This is a genomic window from Escherichia sp. MOD1-EC5495, from assembly GCF_002965965.1.
Classification (GTDB): Bacteria; Pseudomonadota; Gammaproteobacteria; order Enterobacterales; family Enterobacteriaceae; genus Escherichia; species Escherichia ruysiae.
On record NZ_PTRI01000002.1, the window covers coordinates 260,209 to 277,765 of the forward strand.

Annotated in this window: 19 protein-coding genes and 1 pseudogene; 10 read left to right on the forward strand and 10 right to left on the reverse strand. The window is 48.8% G+C overall.

Going from position 1 to position 17,557, the window contains the following annotated elements:
* Positions 1 to 74: 74 nt before the first annotated feature.
* Complete coding sequence (dcp, locus tag BEG40_RS02965) at positions 75 to 2,120, forward strand: peptidyl-dipeptidase Dcp (RefSeq protein WP_105284855.1); 2,046 nt, start codon at positions 75 to 77, stop codon at positions 2,118 to 2,120.
* Positions 2,121 to 2,165: 45 nt separating this feature from the next.
* On the opposite strand, the gene BEG40_RS02970 is transcribed toward dcp, so the two are convergent.
* Positions 2,166 to 2,684 carry a 2-oxo-tetronate isomerase gene (locus BEG40_RS02970; protein ID WP_105284856.1) on the reverse strand — a complete coding sequence of 173 codons (519 nt, stop codon included), beginning with the start codon at positions 2,682 to 2,684 and terminating at the stop codon, positions 2,166 to 2,168.
* Between the two features lie 290 nt (positions 2,685 to 2,974).
* On the opposite strand from BEG40_RS02970, the pseudogene ydeI reads away from it, so the two are divergent.
* Positions 2,975 to 3,367 (forward strand): annotated as a pseudogene (gene ydeI, locus BEG40_RS02975) (YdeI family stress tolerance OB fold protein).
* A 258-nt stretch (positions 3,368 to 3,625) separates the two neighbouring features.
* The gene (gene dgcZ / locus BEG40_RS02980; RefSeq protein WP_016158250.1) at positions 3,626 to 4,516 is read left to right on the forward strand and encodes a diguanylate cyclase DgcZ; all 891 of its coding nucleotides are present in this window, start codon (positions 3,626 to 3,628) and stop codon (positions 4,514 to 4,516) included.
* A gap of 115 nt (positions 4,517 to 4,631) precedes the next feature.
* On the opposite strand, the gene mgtT is transcribed toward dgcZ, so the two are convergent.
* The 3 genes from mgtT to ftrA form a co-directional block, all read right to left on the reverse strand.
* Entirely contained in the window at positions 4,632 to 4,736 is a 105-nt protein-coding gene (mgtT, locus tag BEG40_RS22025; RefSeq protein WP_214678006.1) for a protein MgtT, read from the reverse strand.
* Positions 4,736 to 4,831, reverse strand: a complete 96-nt coding sequence (gene mgtS, locus BEG40_RS02985; protein ID WP_000901364.1) for a protein MgtS — start codon at positions 4,829 to 4,831, stop codon at positions 4,736 to 4,738. The genes mgtT and mgtS overlap by 1 nt, the downstream gene beginning before the upstream one ends.
* Positions 4,832 to 4,938: 107 nt before the next feature.
* Positions 4,939 to 5,910, reverse strand: a complete 972-nt coding sequence (gene ftrA, locus BEG40_RS02990; protein ID WP_123058451.1) for a transcriptional regulator FtrA — start codon at positions 5,908 to 5,910, stop codon at positions 4,939 to 4,941.
* 94 nt (positions 5,911 to 6,004) lie between these two features.
* On the opposite strand from ftrA, the gene BEG40_RS02995 reads away from it, so the two are divergent.
* Positions 6,005 to 6,403 (forward strand): rhodanese-like domain-containing protein, encoded by a 399-nt coding sequence (locus BEG40_RS02995; protein WP_105284859.1) that lies wholly within the window; start codon positions 6,005 to 6,007, stop codon positions 6,401 to 6,403.
* A 35-nt stretch (positions 6,404 to 6,438) separates the two neighbouring features.
* On the opposite strand, the gene ydeE is transcribed toward BEG40_RS02995, so the two are convergent.
* A complete protein-coding gene (ydeE, locus tag BEG40_RS03000) occupies positions 6,439 to 7,626 on the reverse strand; it encodes an efflux MFS transporter YdeE (protein WP_105284860.1) in 1,188 nt (395 codons plus the stop codon).
* 195 nt (positions 7,627 to 7,821) lie between these two features.
* Between ydeE and eamA the strand changes: the two genes are divergently transcribed.
* Complete coding sequence (gene eamA / locus BEG40_RS03005; protein WP_105284861.1) at positions 7,822 to 8,721, forward strand: O-acetylserine/cysteine exporter; 900 nt, start codon at positions 7,822 to 7,824, stop codon at positions 8,719 to 8,721.
* Positions 8,722 to 8,751: 30 nt separating this feature from the next.
* Here eamA and marB read toward each other — a convergent pair whose 3' ends face one another.
* Genes marB through marR form a run of 3 tightly spaced genes read right to left on the reverse strand, consistent with a single transcriptional unit; the run spans position 8,752 to position 9,839 of the window.
* Positions 8,752 to 8,970, reverse strand: coding sequence for a multiple antibiotic resistance protein MarB (gene marB, locus BEG40_RS03010; RefSeq protein WP_105284862.1), 219 nt, complete (start codon positions 8,968 to 8,970; stop codon positions 8,752 to 8,754).
* A 30-nt stretch (positions 8,971 to 9,000) separates the two neighbouring features.
* Positions 9,001 to 9,384 (reverse strand): MDR efflux pump AcrAB transcriptional activator MarA, encoded by a 384-nt coding sequence (gene marA, locus BEG40_RS03015; protein WP_000091195.1) that lies wholly within the window; start codon positions 9,382 to 9,384, stop codon positions 9,001 to 9,003.
* A gap of 20 nt (positions 9,385 to 9,404) precedes the next feature.
* Positions 9,405 to 9,839: a multiple antibiotic resistance transcriptional regulator MarR gene (marR, locus tag BEG40_RS03020; protein WP_000843430.1), complete on the reverse strand. Its 435-nt coding sequence runs from the start codon at positions 9,837 to 9,839 to the stop codon at positions 9,405 to 9,407.
* 211 nt (positions 9,840 to 10,050) lie between these two features.
* On the opposite strand from marR, the gene marC reads away from it, so the two are divergent.
* Complete coding sequence (gene marC / locus BEG40_RS03025; RefSeq protein WP_000885044.1) at positions 10,051 to 10,716, forward strand: NAAT family transporter MarC; 666 nt, start codon at positions 10,051 to 10,053, stop codon at positions 10,714 to 10,716.
* 150 nt (positions 10,717 to 10,866) lie between these two features.
* Here the strand turns inward: marC and ydeA are convergent, their stop codons facing one another.
* On the reverse strand, positions 10,867 to 12,057 hold the full coding sequence (ydeA, locus tag BEG40_RS03030) for an L-arabinose MFS transporter (protein WP_000210463.1): 1,191 nt from the start codon (positions 12,055 to 12,057) through the stop codon (positions 10,867 to 10,869).
* 142 nt (positions 12,058 to 12,199) lie between these two features.
* A complete protein-coding gene (gene ptrR, locus BEG40_RS03035) occupies positions 12,200 to 13,060 on the reverse strand; it encodes a putrescine utilization regulator PtrR (protein WP_000366485.1) in 861 nt (286 codons plus the stop codon).
* Between the two features lie 100 nt (positions 13,061 to 13,160).
* Between ptrR and sad the strand changes: the two genes are divergently transcribed.
* From sad to BEG40_RS03060, 4 genes are all read left to right on the forward strand, one after another.
* The gene (gene sad, locus BEG40_RS03040; protein WP_105284863.1) at positions 13,161 to 14,549 is read left to right on the forward strand and encodes a succinate-semialdehyde dehydrogenase; all 1,389 of its coding nucleotides are present in this window, start codon (positions 13,161 to 13,163) and stop codon (positions 14,547 to 14,549) included.
* Positions 14,550 to 14,612: 63 nt separating this feature from the next.
* Entirely contained in the window at positions 14,613 to 15,539 is a 927-nt protein-coding gene (gene glsB / locus BEG40_RS03045) for a glutaminase B (protein ID WP_000257426.1), read from the forward strand.
* Positions 15,539 to 15,898, forward strand: coding sequence for a DUF4186 domain-containing protein (locus tag BEG40_RS03050; RefSeq protein ID WP_001191034.1), 360 nt, complete (start codon positions 15,539 to 15,541; stop codon positions 15,896 to 15,898). Before glsB ends, BEG40_RS03050 begins: the two co-directional genes overlap by 1 nt.
* A 138-nt stretch (positions 15,899 to 16,036) precedes the next feature.
* Positions 16,037 to 17,455, forward strand: coding sequence for a GGDEF domain-containing protein (locus tag BEG40_RS03060; protein ID WP_021550775.1), 1,419 nt, complete (start codon positions 16,037 to 16,039; stop codon positions 17,453 to 17,455).
* The last annotated feature ends 102 nt before the right edge of the window (positions 17,456 to 17,557 follow it).

The window sequence follows — 17,557 nt, forward strand, 5'->3', positions numbered from 1 at the left end:
ATACTGGTTTGCAAGATTGCACTCCGTTATTAGTAAGCCTACGCTATGGAACACCTCGTTTTCAGGAGTAGAAAATGTCAACGACGAATCCTTTCCTTACGCAGAGTACTCTGCCGTATATGGCTCCCCATTTTGATCAGATTGAAAATCAACACTATCGCCCGGCATTCGATGAGGGAATGCGGCAAAAGCGGGTTGAGATAGAGGCGATAGCTTTAAACCCGCAGACGCCCGATTTTAATAACACTATTCTGGCTCTCGAAAAGAGCGGGGAATTACTCACTCGTGTTACCAGCGTCTTCTTTGCCATGACCTCGGCGCATACTAATGATGAATTACAGCGTCTTGATGAACAGTTCTCGGCGGAACTGGCGGAACTGGCGAATGATATCTACCTGAATGGTGAATTATTCGCGCGGGTAGATGCTGTCTGGCAGCGGCGCGAAACGCTGGGTCTTGATAGTGAATCTATTCGTTTGGTTGAAGTTATTCATCAGCGTTTTGTTCTTGCCGGTGCCAAACTTGAAGATGCTGATAAAGCAAAATTAAAATTGCTGAACACAGAAGCCGCAACCCTGACCAGTCAGTTTAACCAGCGATTATTAGCCGCGAACAAATTCGGTGGGCTGGTGGTTGACGATGTTCAGCAACTGGCAGGCATGAGTGAGCAAGAAATTGCGCTGGCGGCTGAGGCGGCTCGCGAGAAAGGTCTGGAAAACAAATGGCTTATTCCATTGCTGAATACCACGCAACAACCGGCGCTTGCGGAACTCCGCGATCGTTCTACACGTGAAAAACTGTTCACTGCGGGGTGGACACGCGCGGAAAAAAACGATGGCAATGATACTCGTTCCATCATTCAACGGCTTGTGGAGATCCGCGCCCAACAGGCGAAACTACTTGGTTTCCCTTATTATGCCGCATGGAAAATTGCCGATCAGATGGCAAAAACACCAGAAGCAGCACTCAACTTTATGCGGGAAATTGTTCCGGCGGCACGTCAACGTGCGAGCGATGAATTAGCGTCTATACAGGCGGTTATTGATAATCAGCAGGGCGGGTTCAGCGCCCAGCCGTGGGACTGGGCATTTTATGCTGAACAGGTGCGGCGGGAGAAATTCTGTCTCGATGAGGCGCAGCTTAAACCTTATTTCGAATTAAACACGGTGTTGAATGAAGGTGTATTCTGGACCGCCAATCAGCTCTTCGGTATTAAGTTTGTCGAACGTTTTGATATTCCTGTTTACCATCCTGATGTCCGCGTATGGGAAATTTTTGATCATAATGGCGAGGGACTGGCGTTATTTTACGGTGATTTCTTCGCCCGTGATTCAAAAAGCGGCGGCGCATGGATGGGTAATTTTGTAGAGCAATCTACGCTCAATGAAACACGCCCGGTAATCTATAACGTTTGTAATTATCAGAAACCGGCAACAGACGAACCCGCATTGTTGCTGTGGGACGATGTTATTACATTATTCCATGAGTTTGGGCATACGTTGCACGGTCTGTTTGCCTGCCAGCGTTATGCCACGCTTTCTGGCACCAATACACCACGCGATTTTGTCGAATTTCCTTCGCAAATCAACGAACATTGGGCAATGCATCCGCAGGTATTCGCGCGCTACGCCCGGCATTATCAGACCGGGAAAGCAATGCCGGAAGAGTTGCAACAAAAAATGCGTAATGCCAGCTTGTTCAATAAAGGTTATGAGATGAGCGAACTGCTTAGCGCCGCACTTCTTGATATGCGCTGGCACTGTCTGCAAGAGCATGAAGCGATGCAGGATGTGAATGATTTCGAACTGCGGGCGCTGGCGGCGGAAAATATGGATCTTCCCGCCGTACCGCCACGTTATCGCAGCAGTTATTTCGCCCACATTTTTGGTGGCGGATATGCGGCGGGATATTACGCCTATTTGTGGACGCAAATGCTGGCAGACGATGGTTATCAATGGTTTGTCGAGCAGGGCGGCTTAACGCGTGAGAATGGGCAACGTTTTCGCGAGGCGATTCTTTCCAGAGGCAACAGCGAAGATTTAGAACGCCTGTATCGTCAATGGCGCGGTAAGGCACCACAGATTGCACCGATGTTGCAACATCGCGGGCTGGACGTCTAATTTTCTGTAAATATGGCTGGTCTGGCGTGAAGCCAGGCCAGAACGTCACTCCAGTAATTTCAAAAGCTGCGCCAGTGCAAATCGAACCGCCAATGCTAATACCGTTTCGCAATCGCCATCAAAATGCATAACCGCAGTATGCATTTTTCCTTTAATATTCCATGCGAACCAGACTGTGCCTGCGGGCGTACCATCCTGCCCACCTTCAGGCCCACCGTAGCCGGTAATGGCAATACTAATATCGACATCTGCGCGCTCTTTGGCACCAGTTGCCATTTCTGCCGCTATCTTCTCACTCACTGCCGTATATTTCTCAAGAGATTGCTGACTGACGCCAAGGATTTTCATTTTGGCTTGATCGGTAAAGGTGACAAAGCCTGCGCCGTAAAACTTTGGTGTGTCTTCAGCAGCACACAGCGCGCAAGCCAACTTACCGCCAGTGCATGATTCGGCGGTAGTTAAGCGTAATTGATCAGCGATAAGTCTTTGGCTCAACGCGGATGTCAGGTTTTCAATGGTATCGCTATCTGCAAGTTGTACAATTTTATTGCTATTAATGTTCATCGTTGTTTGTCCACGTTATTAGCTGCAAAGATGATTTGCCTTTTTTGTATGTTCTTTCACTATAATAAAAATCAAATTTATAAAGCCGATTATTCTGAAAATATACTTAGGACTTAAACACAGCTTTCTTTAATCTTTTTATTGTCTTTTTGAGTTAAATTTGCTGAAGATTTTGTTGCTAGCTGACTGATTTTAATTGTTTTATAACAATCAGTATGATTCTTATTTGTCAATTATAAAAATAGCAACCAGACTTAATAAGTCAAACCAAACGCAATTAAGGAGTCAGTATGAAATTTCAGGCCATTGTATTAGCAGGTTTTCTTGTCATGCCTTATGCGTTAGCGGATGACCAGGGCGGCTTAAAACAGGATGCTGCGCCACCACCGCCACATGCAATAGAAGACGGCTATCGCGGAACTGATGATGCAAAAAAAATGACCGTTGATTTTGCGAAAACTATGCATGATGGTGCCTCAGTTTCATTACGAGGTAATTTGATTTCCCACAAGGGTGAAGACCGTTACGTTTTTCGCGATAAGAGCGGTGAAATTAATGTTGTTATTCCTGCTGCCGTTTTTGATGGACGACAAGTTTAGCCTGACCAGATGATCAACATTAGCGGGAGTCTGGATAAGAAAAGCACCCCAGTCGTCGTTCGAGTCACACATCTGCAGAAATAGTCACAAAAATAAATGCGTCTGATGGCCCAATCAATTGGGGCATCAGGCTTTGCTGTTTATGTTATTTGCCTCTGTTTTATGGCGCAAGGAAGAGATAATTTACAGAATTAAACACTTTTTTATCTGCTTATTTTGTTTTAAATCACAATGTTATCTTTAACGTCGTCTCAGATTAGGATTTCTATTAAAATATTGACGTAATTTTTCTTTTCTCTCGGTAGAATACGGCGCACAAGGAACTGTGAAAAAGGAGTGGCAATGATCAAGAAGACAACGGAAATCGATGCCATCTTGTTAAATCTCAATAAGGCTATCGACGCCCATTACCAATGGCTGGTGAGTATGTTTCACAGCGTGGTAGCGAGAGATGCCAGTAAGCCAGAAATTACGGATAACCATTCTTATGGACTGTGCCAGTTCGGTCGCTGGATTGATCATCTGGGGCCACTCGATAACGATGAATTACCTTACGTTCGGCTAATGGATTCTGCCCATCAACATATGCATAACTGTGGTCGGGAATTAATGTTGGCTATTGTCGAAAATCGCTGGCAGGACGCTCATTTTGATGAATTTCAGGAAGGGTTACTTTCTTTTACGGCAGCATTAACCGATTACAAAATTTATTTACTGACGATTCGTAGCAATATGGATGTTCTGACTGGATTACCTGGTCGTCGGGTTCTTGATGAATCCTTTGATCATCAATTACGTAATGCTGAACCACTGAATCTCTATTTAATGCTGCTGGATATAGACCGATTTAAATTGGTTAATGATACCTACGGGCATTTAATCGGTGATGTGGTATTACGCACCCTGGCAACTTACTTAGCTACCTGGACACGTGATTATGAAACGGTTTATCGCTATGGCGGCGAAGAATTTATCATCATTGTCAAAGCTGCTAATGATGAAGATGCCTGTCGTGCCGGAGTACGCATTTGCCAGCTAGTCGATAACCATGCAATCGCACATTCTGAAGGGCATATCAACATAACCGTGACCGCAGGTGTGAGCCGTGCATTTCCTGAAGAACCGCTGGATGTAGTCATCGGAAGAGCAGACCGGGCAATGTATGAGGGTAAGCAAACCGGAAGAAATCGCTGCATGTTTATTGACGAACAAAACGTGATTACCCGAGTTTAAGCGCCGTTTAACATTCATTGAGAAAAATAGTGCTACTGTGTCAATGATCCGTTACCAGTGCAGAGAAACGCCTGTTAGCGCAAAAGTAAAAACACAAATCTATCCATGCAAGCATTCACCGCCGGTTTACTGGCGGTTTTTTTTCGCCATCAGAAAAATCAGGCCCCTTGTACACAATTGTAACAAGGGGCCGGTTAGGTGAGGGATTATCTCCGTTCATTAGTCATCCCATTTGTGGCTGAAATACGCGGCCAGAAAGCCAGAAAATAAAATTATTCCCAGCACAGCTATAAAAACATTCATATTACCCAGCATTATTTGCCTCCGTTTATGGTGTGGTGTGTTTCCTCTCTTACCTTAATTTTCATCTCAATGAGAAAGATATTAGCAGAGGTAACCTAAACGAAGGCTGAATTAGAGGGTTAATGTGATGAGGAGCGGCTGTTTTTCCGATATTGTGAAGGGGATAATAAAAAACGCTGGTGAAAATGATGACGCAGTAAAGATGAATTACCAAACCCCGTCAGCTCGGCAATTTTATCGATGCTAAACGACGAATTTTGCAGATAATCCTCCACTCGCATTAATCGCTCATTGAGAAGCCAGCGGGCGGGTGTCATACCCGTTAAGGCGACAAAACGTCTTAAAAAAGTACGTTGACTCATATTCACTCGTCCGGCGAGAGAGGCAACGGTATGCGTTTGTGCCAGATTTTGCTGTAAAAAGTCGAATAATGCGCCTAACGTATGGCTTTCACGCGGCGCAGCCATCGGGCGTGTCAGGTTTTGTGGTTGCTCACCGTGGCGATGTGGCTGAATGACCAGCCGCCGGGCGACATTATTAGCAATTTCGTGACCATAATCTTTGCGCACGATATGTAAGCACAGATCGATCCCTGCTGCGCTTCCGGCGGATGTCATCACTTGTCCTTCATCCTGATATAACACATTGTCACTTACGTGAATTGAAGGGTAACGATGCTGGAGTTGTTCAGTGTAGCGCCAGTGGGTGGTCGCTTTTCGCTGGTGAAGAAGGCCTGCGGCGGCAAGGACAAATACGCCCGAGCATATCGATACCAGACGACTACCGCGTTGATGTGCTTCGCGCAACACCTGACATAGTACTTCTGGTACTGTTGCATCTATACCGCGCCAGCCTGGAATAATAATCATATCGGCTTCAGTCAGTAGCTCCAGCCCGCCATCCGCAACTACGTGGATCCCGCCAGTAGCTTGCAGCGCGCCGGGTTCTACCGCCGCAACAGCAAACCGATACCAGTTATCGCCGAGTTCCGGGCGTGGCAGACCGAAGATTTCAACGGCTACACCGAATTCAAAAGTACAAAGCCCGTCATAGGCCAGCACAGCGACTAGCGGTCGTTGTACTGTTGTCATCATTTTGCTTTTTTCTGGCATATCGGAAGGCGGTCAGTGAAAGGTTGATTGGTTACATTATTGTTAACACAACAACCCAAAAGGAAAAAGCAATATGCGTTATGTCACTGAATTTACCGCAGCGATGCCAGAAGCTGCCGAAGCTCATTTTCTCGCGCGTTTGAGTGTCGAAACGGATTGCGCCGATGTTCATGACTCGCTGGCCTACATTGGCGATGATTTCGTTTTGCTGCATGTGGTCGGGCGTGAAGAGGATTTCTCCCGTCGGCATGTCCCCGGCGCGATTCATCTGCCCCATAAGCAAATGACCGAAGAGAGAATGGCTCAATGGTCGGAAGATACTCTGTTTGTGGTGTATTGCGCGGGGCCACATTGTAACGGCGCAGACCGCGCGGCACTCAAACTGGCTCGGTTAGGAAGGCCAGTTAAAATCATGATCGGCGGGGTAACCGGCTGGGAAGATGAAGGCTACGCCTTTGCAACAGGAAAATAATGAGTCAAGCCGTGCCGTTAAGGCACGGCAGAGAGTCAACAAAGAACCGGCTGCCCCCAGGGTCTTGCGTGAATGCCTTTTAACATCAGCACCCATGCAGCAATGATCGCCAACGCTAAGATGACAAACAGCGAGGACGGCGGCAGGCTGGTGAGCACGACGCCACTCACTAATGGGTTAATCGCTGCACCAAGCCAGCCTAAAGACTGGGCGGAAAAATAGCTGGCTTTCATCCCTGGTGGTGCAATATGGTCAATCAACATATATTCGCCAGGGGCATAAATGATTTCGCCAAGAGTAAACACGGCGGCTGAAATGCCCCAAAGTAGCAGGCTGTTGCCCGATAAGATAAACCCGACCAGACCGACGACAAAACAGAGAGTGCCGACCGTCATTAGCGCGCGGATGTTGGTCGGATTAATGCGCCGACCCACGGAATATTGCAACGTAACTACCATCGCAGCATTAACCGGAAGAACAACCGCGACCACCTTTTCGGCAAAATCACCATCAGCAATCACCATCACGTATTGTGAAATGCACGAGGCAAACGCTCCGCTCACGAAAGAGGCCAGAAAGGCTGAGCAGGTGAACCACAGCAGAGCTTTATCCTGTAACAAAACCTTTGGTGACCAGACGCTGCCCGTCTCTGTGGCGATGATTTTCTCGCTGCGTTTCACCCAAATTTGAATGAAAAGCACAGGAAACGCAGAACAGATGGCTGCCAGCCAAAAGGGCAGATTGATACTTTGCATTACTAACAGCGTGCCGAGCGGTGGGCCGATGGTCCAGCCAATGTTGAGCATGGTGTAGTTGATCGAGAAGATCTTCGTTTTACTGGCGGAGGAAAGATTATCGGCAAACCAGGCTTTCAACACGGTAGCAAAAACGGAATACGCACAGTTGATGAGCGCGAAGAACAGCACCACCAGCGTCACGTTGTCCACCAGGGGAATGGCGATAAAACCACTGGCGAAGGCGGTAATTGCCAGTAACATATAACGTTTCTTGTCGAACTTATCCGCCAGAATGCCAAATCCAAGGCTGAAAATGACGCCGATAGTGAGCGCAATAGTCATCGCATAACCAATCAAATCGACACCCAGACCGTACTGGCGACTCAAATAAATGGTCATAAACGGCAGCGTCGCGCCGCGTCCGATGGTTAATAACAACGACGAGGCAAGAAGGGCGCTGGTAGAGCGTCGCAGAGATAAGTTCATTTGGCTGTCCGGCAGTGCGTTTCGTTATGTTTTGTTTTAGAGATGTAAAGAAATAGCATGGCAAAAATCCGAAGTATAGCGACTTATTTGCGCATTAATGCCGTCGTAAACGGTGACTAACGAATCAACTGTTAAAGAAAAGTAAATTCCGCTAAGTTGATTGCTTACAAAAGATGAAAATTCAGGGGCGGTAGAATGTCGCGAAAAGATGGGGTGTTGGCGCTACTGGTAGTGGTTGTGTGGGGGCTTAATTTTGTGGTCATCAAAGTGGGGCTTCATAATATGCCACCGCTCATGTTGGCCGGTTTGCGCTTTATGCTGGTGGCCTTCCCGGCAATCTTTTTTGTAGCACGACCGAAAGTACCGCTGAATTTGCTGCTGGGGTATGGTTTAACCATCAGTTTTGCGCAGTTTGCCTTTCTGTTCTGTGCCATTAACTTCGGTATGCCTGCAGGTCTTGCTTCGCTGGTTTTACAGGCTCAGGCGTTTTTTACGATTGTCCTCGGCGCGTTTACTTTCGGTGAACGACTACATGGCAAGCAACTGGCGGGGATTGTCTTAGCGATATTTGGCGTGCTGGTGTTGATTGAAGATAGCCTGAACGGTCAACATGTGGCGATGCTCGGTTTTATGCTGACCCTGGCGGCAGCATTTAGCTGGGCGTGTGGCAACATCTTCAATAAAAAGATCATGTCGCACTCATCGCGCCCGGCAGTGATGTCGCTGGTAGTGTGGAGCGCATTGATCCCGATTCTCCCGTTTTTTGTTGCCTCGCTCATTCTCGATGGTTCCGCAACAATGATTCACAGCCTGGTCACTATCGATGTGACCACCATTTTGTCTCTGATGTATCTGGCGTTTGTGGCGACAATTGTCGGCTATGGGATCTGGGGTACGCTGCTTGGGCGTTATGAAACCTGGCGCGTGGCACCGTTATCGTTACTTGTCCCGGTGGTCGGTCTGGCAAGTGCGGCGTTATTGTTAGATGAACGATTAACGGGTCTGCAATTCTTCGGTGCGGTGCTGATAATGGGCGGGCTGTATATCAATGTGTTTGGTTTACGGTGGCGTAAAGCGGTGAAGGTGAGAAGTTAATAAGCCCCGAGATGTCGGGGCCAGAATTAACTACATGGCGTGTTGATTATAATAGGGCACGCCCAGCGCATCCGACTTATCACTGCCTGTACCCATGTGATTTAAATCGAATGGTGGTTGTTCCTGCGATGGGGGAACAATCACTTCATCACCATAGGGAATAACCGTCGGCTGCGAGGTTTGTTCCGCAAAGCCTTGCGCAGAAAAGACAATAAGCGCGGTTATCATTGCGGATAAAAGTGGTTTCATGATTGCCTCAGTGACGTTGTCACGTTTCAGCTAGCTATTGTAATGATTTAATGGATGTAAAAAGCGCGATTCGCCCTGAATATTAGCCATCCGGTATTTATGCGGCGGAACATCAAAGTAGTTTTTGAAGGTTCGGGTCAGCGTTTGCTGGGACTCGAAACCATAACGTTCTGCCAGATAGAGTATCGGCTCGTTGCTTTCTTTCAGCTTTTGCGCGATTTCTGTCATCTTACGGCTGCGGATATATTGGCCTAATGAATGACCGGTTTCTTTTTTAAACATCCGTTGCAGGTGCCATTTGGAGTAACCCGAACGCTCTGACACTTTCTCCAGTGACAGTGGCGATTCCAGGTTGTCCTCGATCCAGTCCAAAATGCTATGAATGGTAATAGCGTCAGTGTTGCGTCTGGACATCGTCATACCTCTTTTTTTGTTTACGGCAGGACTTTCTTAAGCAAATGCTCAAGCGTTGCCACTTCGTCCGCCGTCAGGTTTTTTGTTAATTCTTGATGCAGGTCCTGGCCAACTAATTGATGGCATTGTTCACATATCGCTGCGCCGCTGGTGGTGAGCTTTACCAGCACGCCGCGCTTGTCATTTGGGTTCGGCAACCGTTCTACCCAGCCTTTACAGACCAGGCGATCCAGCATACGGGTCAGTGCTCCAAGGTCGACCGACAACACTTTTTTCAGTTCGACCGGTGTAATGCACGCCGCGCAGCGGATAGAGCAGAGCACCTTAAACTGTGCCGCCGTGATATCCAGCGGAGACAGATAATCGTTAAGCAGACGGTCTTTCTTCTGATTAACCATATAGATTAAGCGACCCAAGGGGATGATTTCATTGAACAGGTCGCTGGTACTTTTCACAATGGTTGCCCTGGCAAGTAATTAGTTGCAGGGGATAATATTGCCCAGGCAAGTATATGTCAAATGAATGAATTGTCTGATGCCACGTTTTGCTAAATCGGTTCAAGTTTTGGTCAGTGCTATGCAAGATTAGTTAAAGAGTGAAACTTTCTCTTTGTTTTCCCTTTATACTTTTCGCTGATTACTCAGACACACAGGACAACAACCACCAATGTTAGATTTGTTTAAAGCAATTAGTCTGGGGCTGGTGGTGTTGCTGCCGTTAGCCAACCCATTAACGACAGTCGCGTTATTTCTTGGCCTGGCGGGCAACATGAACAGCGCCGAACGTAATCGCCAGTCGTTGATGGCCTCGGTATACGTATTTGCCATCATGATGGTGGCGTATTACGCCGGGCAACTGGTGATGGACACGTTCGGAATTTCGATTCCCGGTCTACGTATTGCCGGTGGTTTAATTGTCGCGTTTATCGGTTTCCGTATGCTCTTTCCTCAGCAAAAGGCAACGGATTCACCGGAAGCAAAAAGCAAATCAGAAGAACTGGAAGATGAACCCAGCGCCAATATTGCTTTTGTGCCACTGGCAATGCCAAGTACCGCCGGACCGGGAACCATTGCGATGATCATTAGCTCGGCGTCAACGGTGCGTCAGAGTTCAACCTTCGCGGACTGGGTTCTGATGGTTGCGCCGCCGCTGATCTTTTTCCTGGTGGCGGTCATTTTATGGGGAAGCCTGCGTAGCTCTGGTGCCATTATGCGGCTGGTGGGGAAAGGGGGAATTGAAGCAATCTCCCGCCTGATGGGCTTCTTGCTGGTTTGTATGGGCGTGCAGTTTATTATTAATGGCATCCTGGAAATTATTAAAACTTACCATTAAAAAAGACCCGAATGGGTCTGAGGCAGATGACAAATGCAACATTGCCTGATGCGCTACGTTTATCAGGCCTACGTAATCTCTGCAATGTATTGAGCTTGAGTGCTTTTGTATTTACCGACCCGAACAAAGCGGCCTGTTCGGGTCTTTAAACTACCGTGTTTGTTCTTCGAGTGTCACTGGCCAGCGGCGGAATATGATGATTGACCATATCAACGCGGCGAGTGCCGGAACTGCACCCACATAACCAATCATCGACATCGACCAGTGCAGACTTACCTGATTACCCACCAGTGCTCCGGCGCCAATGCCAATATTAAATATCCCGGAAAAGAGCGCCATCGCAACGTCGGTGGCATCCGGTGCCAGCGCCAGTACTTTAACCTGCATCCCAAGCCCGATGATCATCATCGCAATCCCCCAGAAAATGCTCAGCACGCCGAGGTGTATCTCACTACTTGCCGAAGGTAACAGAAGCGCCAGACACACCAGCAATAGCGCAATCGCCGCGCTGACCAGCACAGATGCGTACTGATTACCCAGCTTACCGAAAATCACGCTACCAATGATGCCTGCACCACCGAGCATCAATAGCAATGCTGTGGCAAAGTTGGCGCTGAACCCCGCAACGTTTTGCACAAAAGGTTCAATATAGCTGTATGCCGTGTAATGGGCGGTGACCACGACTACCGTCAGCAAATAAATGCTCATCAATGCCGGGCGACGAAACAGCAGCGGAAGACTTTTTAACGAACCAGAGTGCTCACTGGGCAGTAATGGAAGTAATTTGATCAGGCACAAAAGGGTGATAAGCGCCCCGATACCAATTGCGAAGAAGGTCATTCGCCAGCCGAAATACTGCCCCACAATGCGCCCGAGAGGTAAACCTAATACCATCGCCAGTGCTGTGCCGGTGGCAATTAAACTCAATGCCTGCGCTCGCTTCCCGGCTGGTGCCATACGGATTGCCAGAGACGCCGTAATCGACCAGAAAATAGCATGGGCGAAAGCCACACCAATACGACTGATCACCAGAACGGTAAAGCTCCACGATAAAAACGACAGTATGTGGCTGGCGATAAACACCACAAACAGACAGATCAGTAATTTGCGGCGTTCAACCTGGCTGGTCATTAGCATAAAAGGCAGTGACATTAGCGCCACTACCCACGCATAAATGGTCAACATGATACCGACTTGTGCGGTTTGCATATGAAAGCTTTGCGCAATATCAGAAAGCAAACCTACAGGCACAAATTCGGTGGTATTGAAGATGAAGGCGGCAACTGCCAGCGTAACGACCCGTAGCCACGCCACTTTGCGGGAAACAATATTTGTTGTCATAACCGATTATCGGATGAGTTGCGAAAAGGTAATAAAATGATCTTAAAACGGTTAATGATCTGAATACAACGGTTTTGTGATCTATGTCGCGTTTCGCCGATTCATGCTGTATCAACGGCAGCGTGAGTAGCAGGTACAACATTTAGTCTGGTACATCCAGCAGTTCAATAAACGCCTCAAGCGGACGCGTTTTCGCCCCGCGACGCCAGACCAGCCAGGTCGTTAACCAGCGCCATTTCTCAGCCAACGGCCACGCTTCAACCTGATGATGCCCGGGCATACTTTCCAGCATAGATCGTGGGATAAGCGCAATGCCCGCACCCGCGACCACACAGGCCAACATCCCGTGATACGATTCCATCTCATGAATAGTCCCCGGTGCTGCGCCGTCAGCATGAAACCAGCTCTCAAAATGACGCCGATACGAACAATTGGCGCGAAAGGCATAGATGTTGTAACCATTAACCTGACTGGCGCGGGTTACTGGCGCATGTCCTTGTGGCGTGACGATCATCAGCTCTTCGCGATATACCGGTATCCCGTCGATGGCGGTATGGTTAATCGGCCCATCAATAAATGCCGCATTCAGTTTTCCTTCCAGTACGCCGTCCAGCATCGTGCCAGAAGGGCCGGTGGAAAGTGAAAACTGAATTTTGGGGTAACGGCGGTTAAATTCTGCCAGCGTTGCCGGAATACGCACTGCGGCGGTGCTTTCCAGCGATCCGAGAGAAAACAGACCTTGCGGCTCATCGCCAGCCACGACATTTCGCGCTTCATCCACCAGCGCGAGAATTTGTTGGCTGTAGCGTAAAAAGTTATGCCCGGCGGGAGAGAGACGTAAACGCTGATTTTCGCGGATAAACAGCTCAACACCGAGCTCTGTTTCCAGTTGACGTATACGAGTCGTGAGGTTCGATGGTACACGATGAACTTTAGCCGCAGCCTGGGTAATGCTGCCAGCCTCGGCAACTGCGTTGAACATCTCCAGTTGAGTCAGATCCATAGTATTCTCGATTTGTGAATAAGTGGCTTAATATTATTCATTTTTAAACAAGAGTAAATATACGTATCTTCAAACCATAACTCATAAAGGAGATACCCCAATGACCATCACTCCGGCGACCCATGCCATTTCGATAAATCCAGCCAATGGTGAACAACTTTCTTCACTGCCCTGGGCTGGCGCTGACGATATTGAAAACGCTCTTCAGCTTGCAGTGGAAGGTTTTCGCGGCTGGCGCGAGACAAGAGTAGATTACCGGGCGGAAAAACTACGTGATATCGGTAAAGCTCTGCGCACTCGCAGCGAAGAGATGGCGCAAATGATCACCCGTGAAATGGGTAAACCCATCAAGCAGGCACGTGCCGAAGTGGCGAAATCGGCGAATTTGTGTGACTGGTATGCAGAGCATGGCCCGGCAATGCTGAAAGCGGAACCAACGCTGGTTGAGAATCAGCAGGCGGTTATTGAGTACCGACCGATGGGGACGATTCTGGCGATTATGCCGTGGAACTTTCCTTTATGGCAGGTGATGCGTGGCGCTGTTCCCATCATTCTTGCAGGTAACGGTTACTTACTTAAGCACGCGCCGAATGTGATGGGCTGTGCTCAGCTCATTGCCCAGGTGTTTAAAGATGCGGGTATCCCACAAGGCGTATATGGCTGGCTGAATGCTGACAACGATGGTGTCAGTCAGATGATTAAAGACTCACGTATTGCGGCGGTCACCGTAACCGGAAGTGTCCGTGCAGGGGCGGCTATTGGTGCACAGGCTGGCGCGGCACTGAAAAAATGCGTACTGGAGCTGGGCGGTTCAGATCCGTTTATTGTGCTTAACGATGCCGATCTGGAACTTGCGGTGAAAGCGGCGGTAGCCGGGCGTTACCAGAATACCGGACAGGTTTGCGCGGCGGCAAAACGCTTTATCATCGAAGAGGGGATTGCTTCGGCATTTACCGAACGTTTTGTAGCGGCTGCGGCAGCGTTGAAAATGGGCGATCCCCGTGACGAAGAGAACGATCTTGGTCCGATGGCACGTTTTGACTTGCGTGATGAGCTACATCATCAGGTGGAAAAAACCCTGGCGCAGGGCGCACGTCTGTTACTGGGTGGGGAAAAGATGGCTGGGGCAGGTAACTACTATCCGCCAACGGTTCTGGCAAATGTCACCCCAGAAATGACCGCGTTTCGGGAAGAAATGTTTGGCCCCGCTGCGGCAATCACCGTAGCGAGAGATGCAGAACATGCGCTGGAACTGGCTAATGACAGTGAGTTCGGCCTTTCTGCGACGATTTTTACTACTGACGAAACACAAGCCAGACAGATGGCGGCACGTCTGGAATGCGGCGGCGTGTTTATCAACGGTTTCTGTGCCAGCGACGCACGGGTTGCTTTTGGCGGTGTGAAGAAGAGCGGTTTTGGGCGTGAACTTTCTCATTTCGGCTTACATGAGTTCTGTAATATCCAGACGGTGTGGAAAGACCGGATCTGACGTCACATATTTAGCTCTGTTATACTCGCAGGTCTTTTCAGACCTGCGAGCAAGGAGCAGAGAGTGGCTGTCGCCATGGATAATGCAATTTTAGAGACCATTTTGCGGCAAGTGCGACCGCTGATCGGTCAGGGTAAAGTCGCTGATTATATTCCGGCACTGGCAACCGTTGATGGTTCCCGTCTGGGGATTGCTATCTGTACCGTTGATGGGCAGCTTTTCCAGGCCGGAGACGCGCAAGAACGTTTTTCCATTCAGTCTATTTCCAAAGTGCTGAGTCTCGTTGTCGCCATGCGTCATTACTCCGAAGAGGAAATCTGGCAACGCGTCGGCAAAGATCCGTCGGGATCTCCGTTCAATTCCTTAGTGCAACTGGAAATGGAGCAGGGCATTCCGCGTAATCCGTTTATTAATGCCGGTGCGCTGGTGGTCTGCGATATGCTGCAAGGGCGATTAAGCGCACCACGGCAACGTATGCTGGAAGTCGTGCGTGGCTTAAGCGGCGTGTCTGATATTGCCTACGATACGGTGGTTGCCCGCTCCGAGTTTGAACATTCCGCAAGAAATGCGGCGATCGCCTGGCTGATGAAGTCGTTTGGCAATTTCCATCATGATGTGACAACCGTTCTGCAAAACTACTTTCATTACTGTGCACTGAAAATGAGCTGCGTTGAGCTGGCGCGGACGTTTGTCTTTCTGGCGAATCAGGGAAAGGCTATTCATATCGATGAGCCCGTAGTGACGCCAATGCAGGCACGGCAAATTAACGCGCTGATGGCAACGAGCGGAATGTACCAGAACGCGGGGGAGTTTGCCTGGCGGGTAGGGCTTCCGGCGAAATCTGGCGTTGGCGGCGGTATTGTTGCGATCGTCCCGCATGAAATGGCTATTGCGGTATGGAGCCCGGAACTGGATGATGCAGGTAACTCGCTTGCCGGTATCGCAGTACTTGAACAATTGACGAAACAATTAGGACGCTCGGTTTATTAATGCAGTCACTTGATCCACTCTTCGCGCGTTTATCCCGCTCAAAATTTCGCTCTCGCTTTCGTCTGGGCGTCAAGGAGCGTCAGTATTGTCTGGAGAAGGGCGCGCCGGTTATTGAACAACATGCGGCAGATTTTGTCGCTAAGCGTCTTGCTCCGGCATTACCGGCGAACGACGGTAAGCAAACCCCCATGCGCGGGCATCCGGTGTTTATCGCTCAGCACGCTACCGCGACCTGTTGCCGTGGCTGTCTGGCTAAGTGGCATAACATTCCGCAGGGTGTTTCGTTAAGTGAGGAACAACAACGTTATATTGTGACGGTTATCTATCACTGGCTGGTTATTCAGATGAATCAGCCATAAGAATGGTGGTAAAAGCCAAAAGATCATCTGATTGATATCTTTCTTTGTCGCCGCTGTCAGCGAACATGCTATCCTTTATGAGAATTTACTTATTGCGTTGAGATAATTGCCACTCGCAATTGTATGGACAGATAATTAATGCATGTACACCCCATATCCACTTTCCGTTTGTTCCAGGAAGGTCATCTACTACGTAATAGCATTGCAATTTTTGCGCTAACGACGCTGTTCTATTTTATAGGTGCAGAGCTACGCCTGGTTCACGAACTTTCTCTTTTCTGGCCACTGAATGGCGTGATGGCAGGGGTATTTGCCCGCTACGTCTGGCTTAATCGTCTGCATTACTATGCCATCTGTTACGTGGCAATGCTGGTTTATGATGCCATGACCACCGAATGGGGGCTGGTTTCACTGGTTATCAATTTATCCAATATGATGTTTATCGTAACTGTCGCCCTACTGGTTATGCGGGATAAGCGTCTGGGGAAAAATAAGTACGAGCCAGTAAGCGCATTACGGTTATTTAATTATTGTCTGATTGCCGCTTTATTATGTGCCATCGTCGGGGCGATTGGTTCGGTCAGTATTGATAGCCTGGATTTCTGGCCTTTGCTTGCTGACTGGTTTAGTGAACAATTCTCAACAGGCGTGTTGATTGTTCCTTGTATGCTGACGCTGGCAATTCCTGGGGTATGGCCGCGCTTTAAAGCAGAGCAGATGATGCCAGTCATTGCGCTTATTGTGTCGGTTATTGCCTCGGTCGCCATTGGCGGAGCGGGGAGTCTGGCGTTCCCGCTGCCCGCATTAATCTGGTGTGCGGTGCGTTATACGCCACAGGTGACGTGTCTGCTGACTTTTATCACCGGAGCAGTGGAGATCGTACTGGTGGCAAATTCGGTAATTGATATCGCCGTCGGTTCGCCGTTCTCTATTCCGCAAATGTTCTCCGCACGTCTGGGCATAGCCACGATGGCGATTTGCCCAATTATGGTTTCCTTTAGCGTGGCAGCGATTAATTCGCTAATGAAGCAAGTTGCGCTGCGAGCCGACTTTGATTTTCTGACTCAGGTTTACTCACGATCCGGTCTTTATGAGGCGCTGAAAAGTCCATCGCTGCAACAGACACAACATCTGACCGTCATGCTGCTTGATATCGACTATTTCAAAAGCATTAACGATAACTATGGTCATGAGTGTGGCGATAAAGTGTTAAGCGTGTTTGCCCAGCATATTCAGAAAATTGTCGGCGATAAGGGGCTGGTGGCAAGAATGGGAGGCGAAGAGTTTGCCGTAGCCGTGCCTTCAATGAATCCCGTTGATGGTCTGCTGATGGCGGAGAAAATTCGTAAAGGCGTGGAACTGCAACCGTTCAACTGGCAACAAAAGACGCTTTATCTGACGGTTAGCATCGGCGTCGGTAGTGGGGATGCTTCATACCGCACACTAACCGATGACTTCAATAAATTGATGGTTGAAGCTGATACGTGTCTCTATCGGTCGAAGAAAGACGGGCGTAACCGCACCAGTACCATGCGTTATGGTGAGGAAGTTGTCTGACAGCTTTGTTATTTTGTCACGGTTTTAGCGTAATGTGTTCTACCACTCTGCCGACTGGAGAAAGAGGAAAATCCTCGATGGAACCATGATCCGCGCCACATT

Coding starts and splice junctions, on each gene's coding strand:
- dcp (WP_105284855.1), top strand. CDS start 75: ATGTCAACGACGAATCCTTTCCTTACGCAGAGTACTCTGCCGTATATG.
- BEG40_RS02970 (WP_105284856.1), bottom strand. CDS start 2,684: ATGAACATTAATAGCAATAAAATTGTACAACTTGCAGATAGCGATACC.
- dgcZ (WP_016158250.1), top strand. CDS start 3,626: ATGATCAAGAAGACAACGGAAATCGATGCCATCTTGTTAAATCTCAAT.
- mgtT (WP_214678006.1), bottom strand. CDS start 4,736: ATGAACGGAGATAATCCCTCACCTAACCGGCCCCTTGTTACAATTGTG.
- mgtS (WP_000901364.1), bottom strand. CDS start 4,831: ATGCTGGGTAATATGAATGTTTTTATAGCTGTGCTGGGAATAATTTTA.
- ftrA (WP_123058451.1), bottom strand. CDS start 5,910: ATGACAACAGTACAACGACCGCTAGTCGCTGTGCTGGCCTATGACGGG.
- BEG40_RS02995 (WP_105284859.1), top strand. CDS start 6,005: ATGCGTTATGTCACTGAATTTACCGCAGCGATGCCAGAAGCTGCCGAA.
- ydeE (WP_105284860.1), bottom strand. CDS start 7,626: ATGAACTTATCTCTGCGACGCTCTACCAGCGCCCTTCTTGCCTCGTCG.
- eamA (WP_105284861.1), top strand. CDS start 7,822: ATGTCGCGAAAAGATGGGGTGTTGGCGCTACTGGTAGTGGTTGTGTGG.
- marB (WP_105284862.1), bottom strand. CDS start 8,970: ATGAAACCACTTTTATCCGCAATGATAACCGCGCTTATTGTCTTTTCT.
- marA (WP_000091195.1), bottom strand. CDS start 9,384: ATGTCCAGACGCAACACTGACGCTATTACCATTCATAGCATTTTGGAC.
- marC (WP_000885044.1), top strand. CDS start 10,051: ATGTTAGATTTGTTTAAAGCAATTAGTCTGGGGCTGGTGGTGTTGCTG.
- ydeA (WP_000210463.1), bottom strand. CDS start 12,057: ATGACAACAAATATTGTTTCCCGCAAAGTGGCGTGGCTACGGGTCGTT.
- ptrR (WP_000366485.1), bottom strand. CDS start 13,060: ATGGATCTGACTCAACTGGAGATGTTCAACGCAGTTGCCGAGGCTGGC.
- sad (WP_105284863.1), top strand. CDS start 13,161: ATGACCATCACTCCGGCGACCCATGCCATTTCGATAAATCCAGCCAAT.
- BEG40_RS03050 (WP_001191034.1), top strand. CDS start 15,539: ATGCAGTCACTTGATCCACTCTTCGCGCGTTTATCCCGCTCAAAATTT.
- BEG40_RS03060 (WP_021550775.1), top strand. CDS start 16,037: ATGCATGTACACCCCATATCCACTTTCCGTTTGTTCCAGGAAGGTCAT.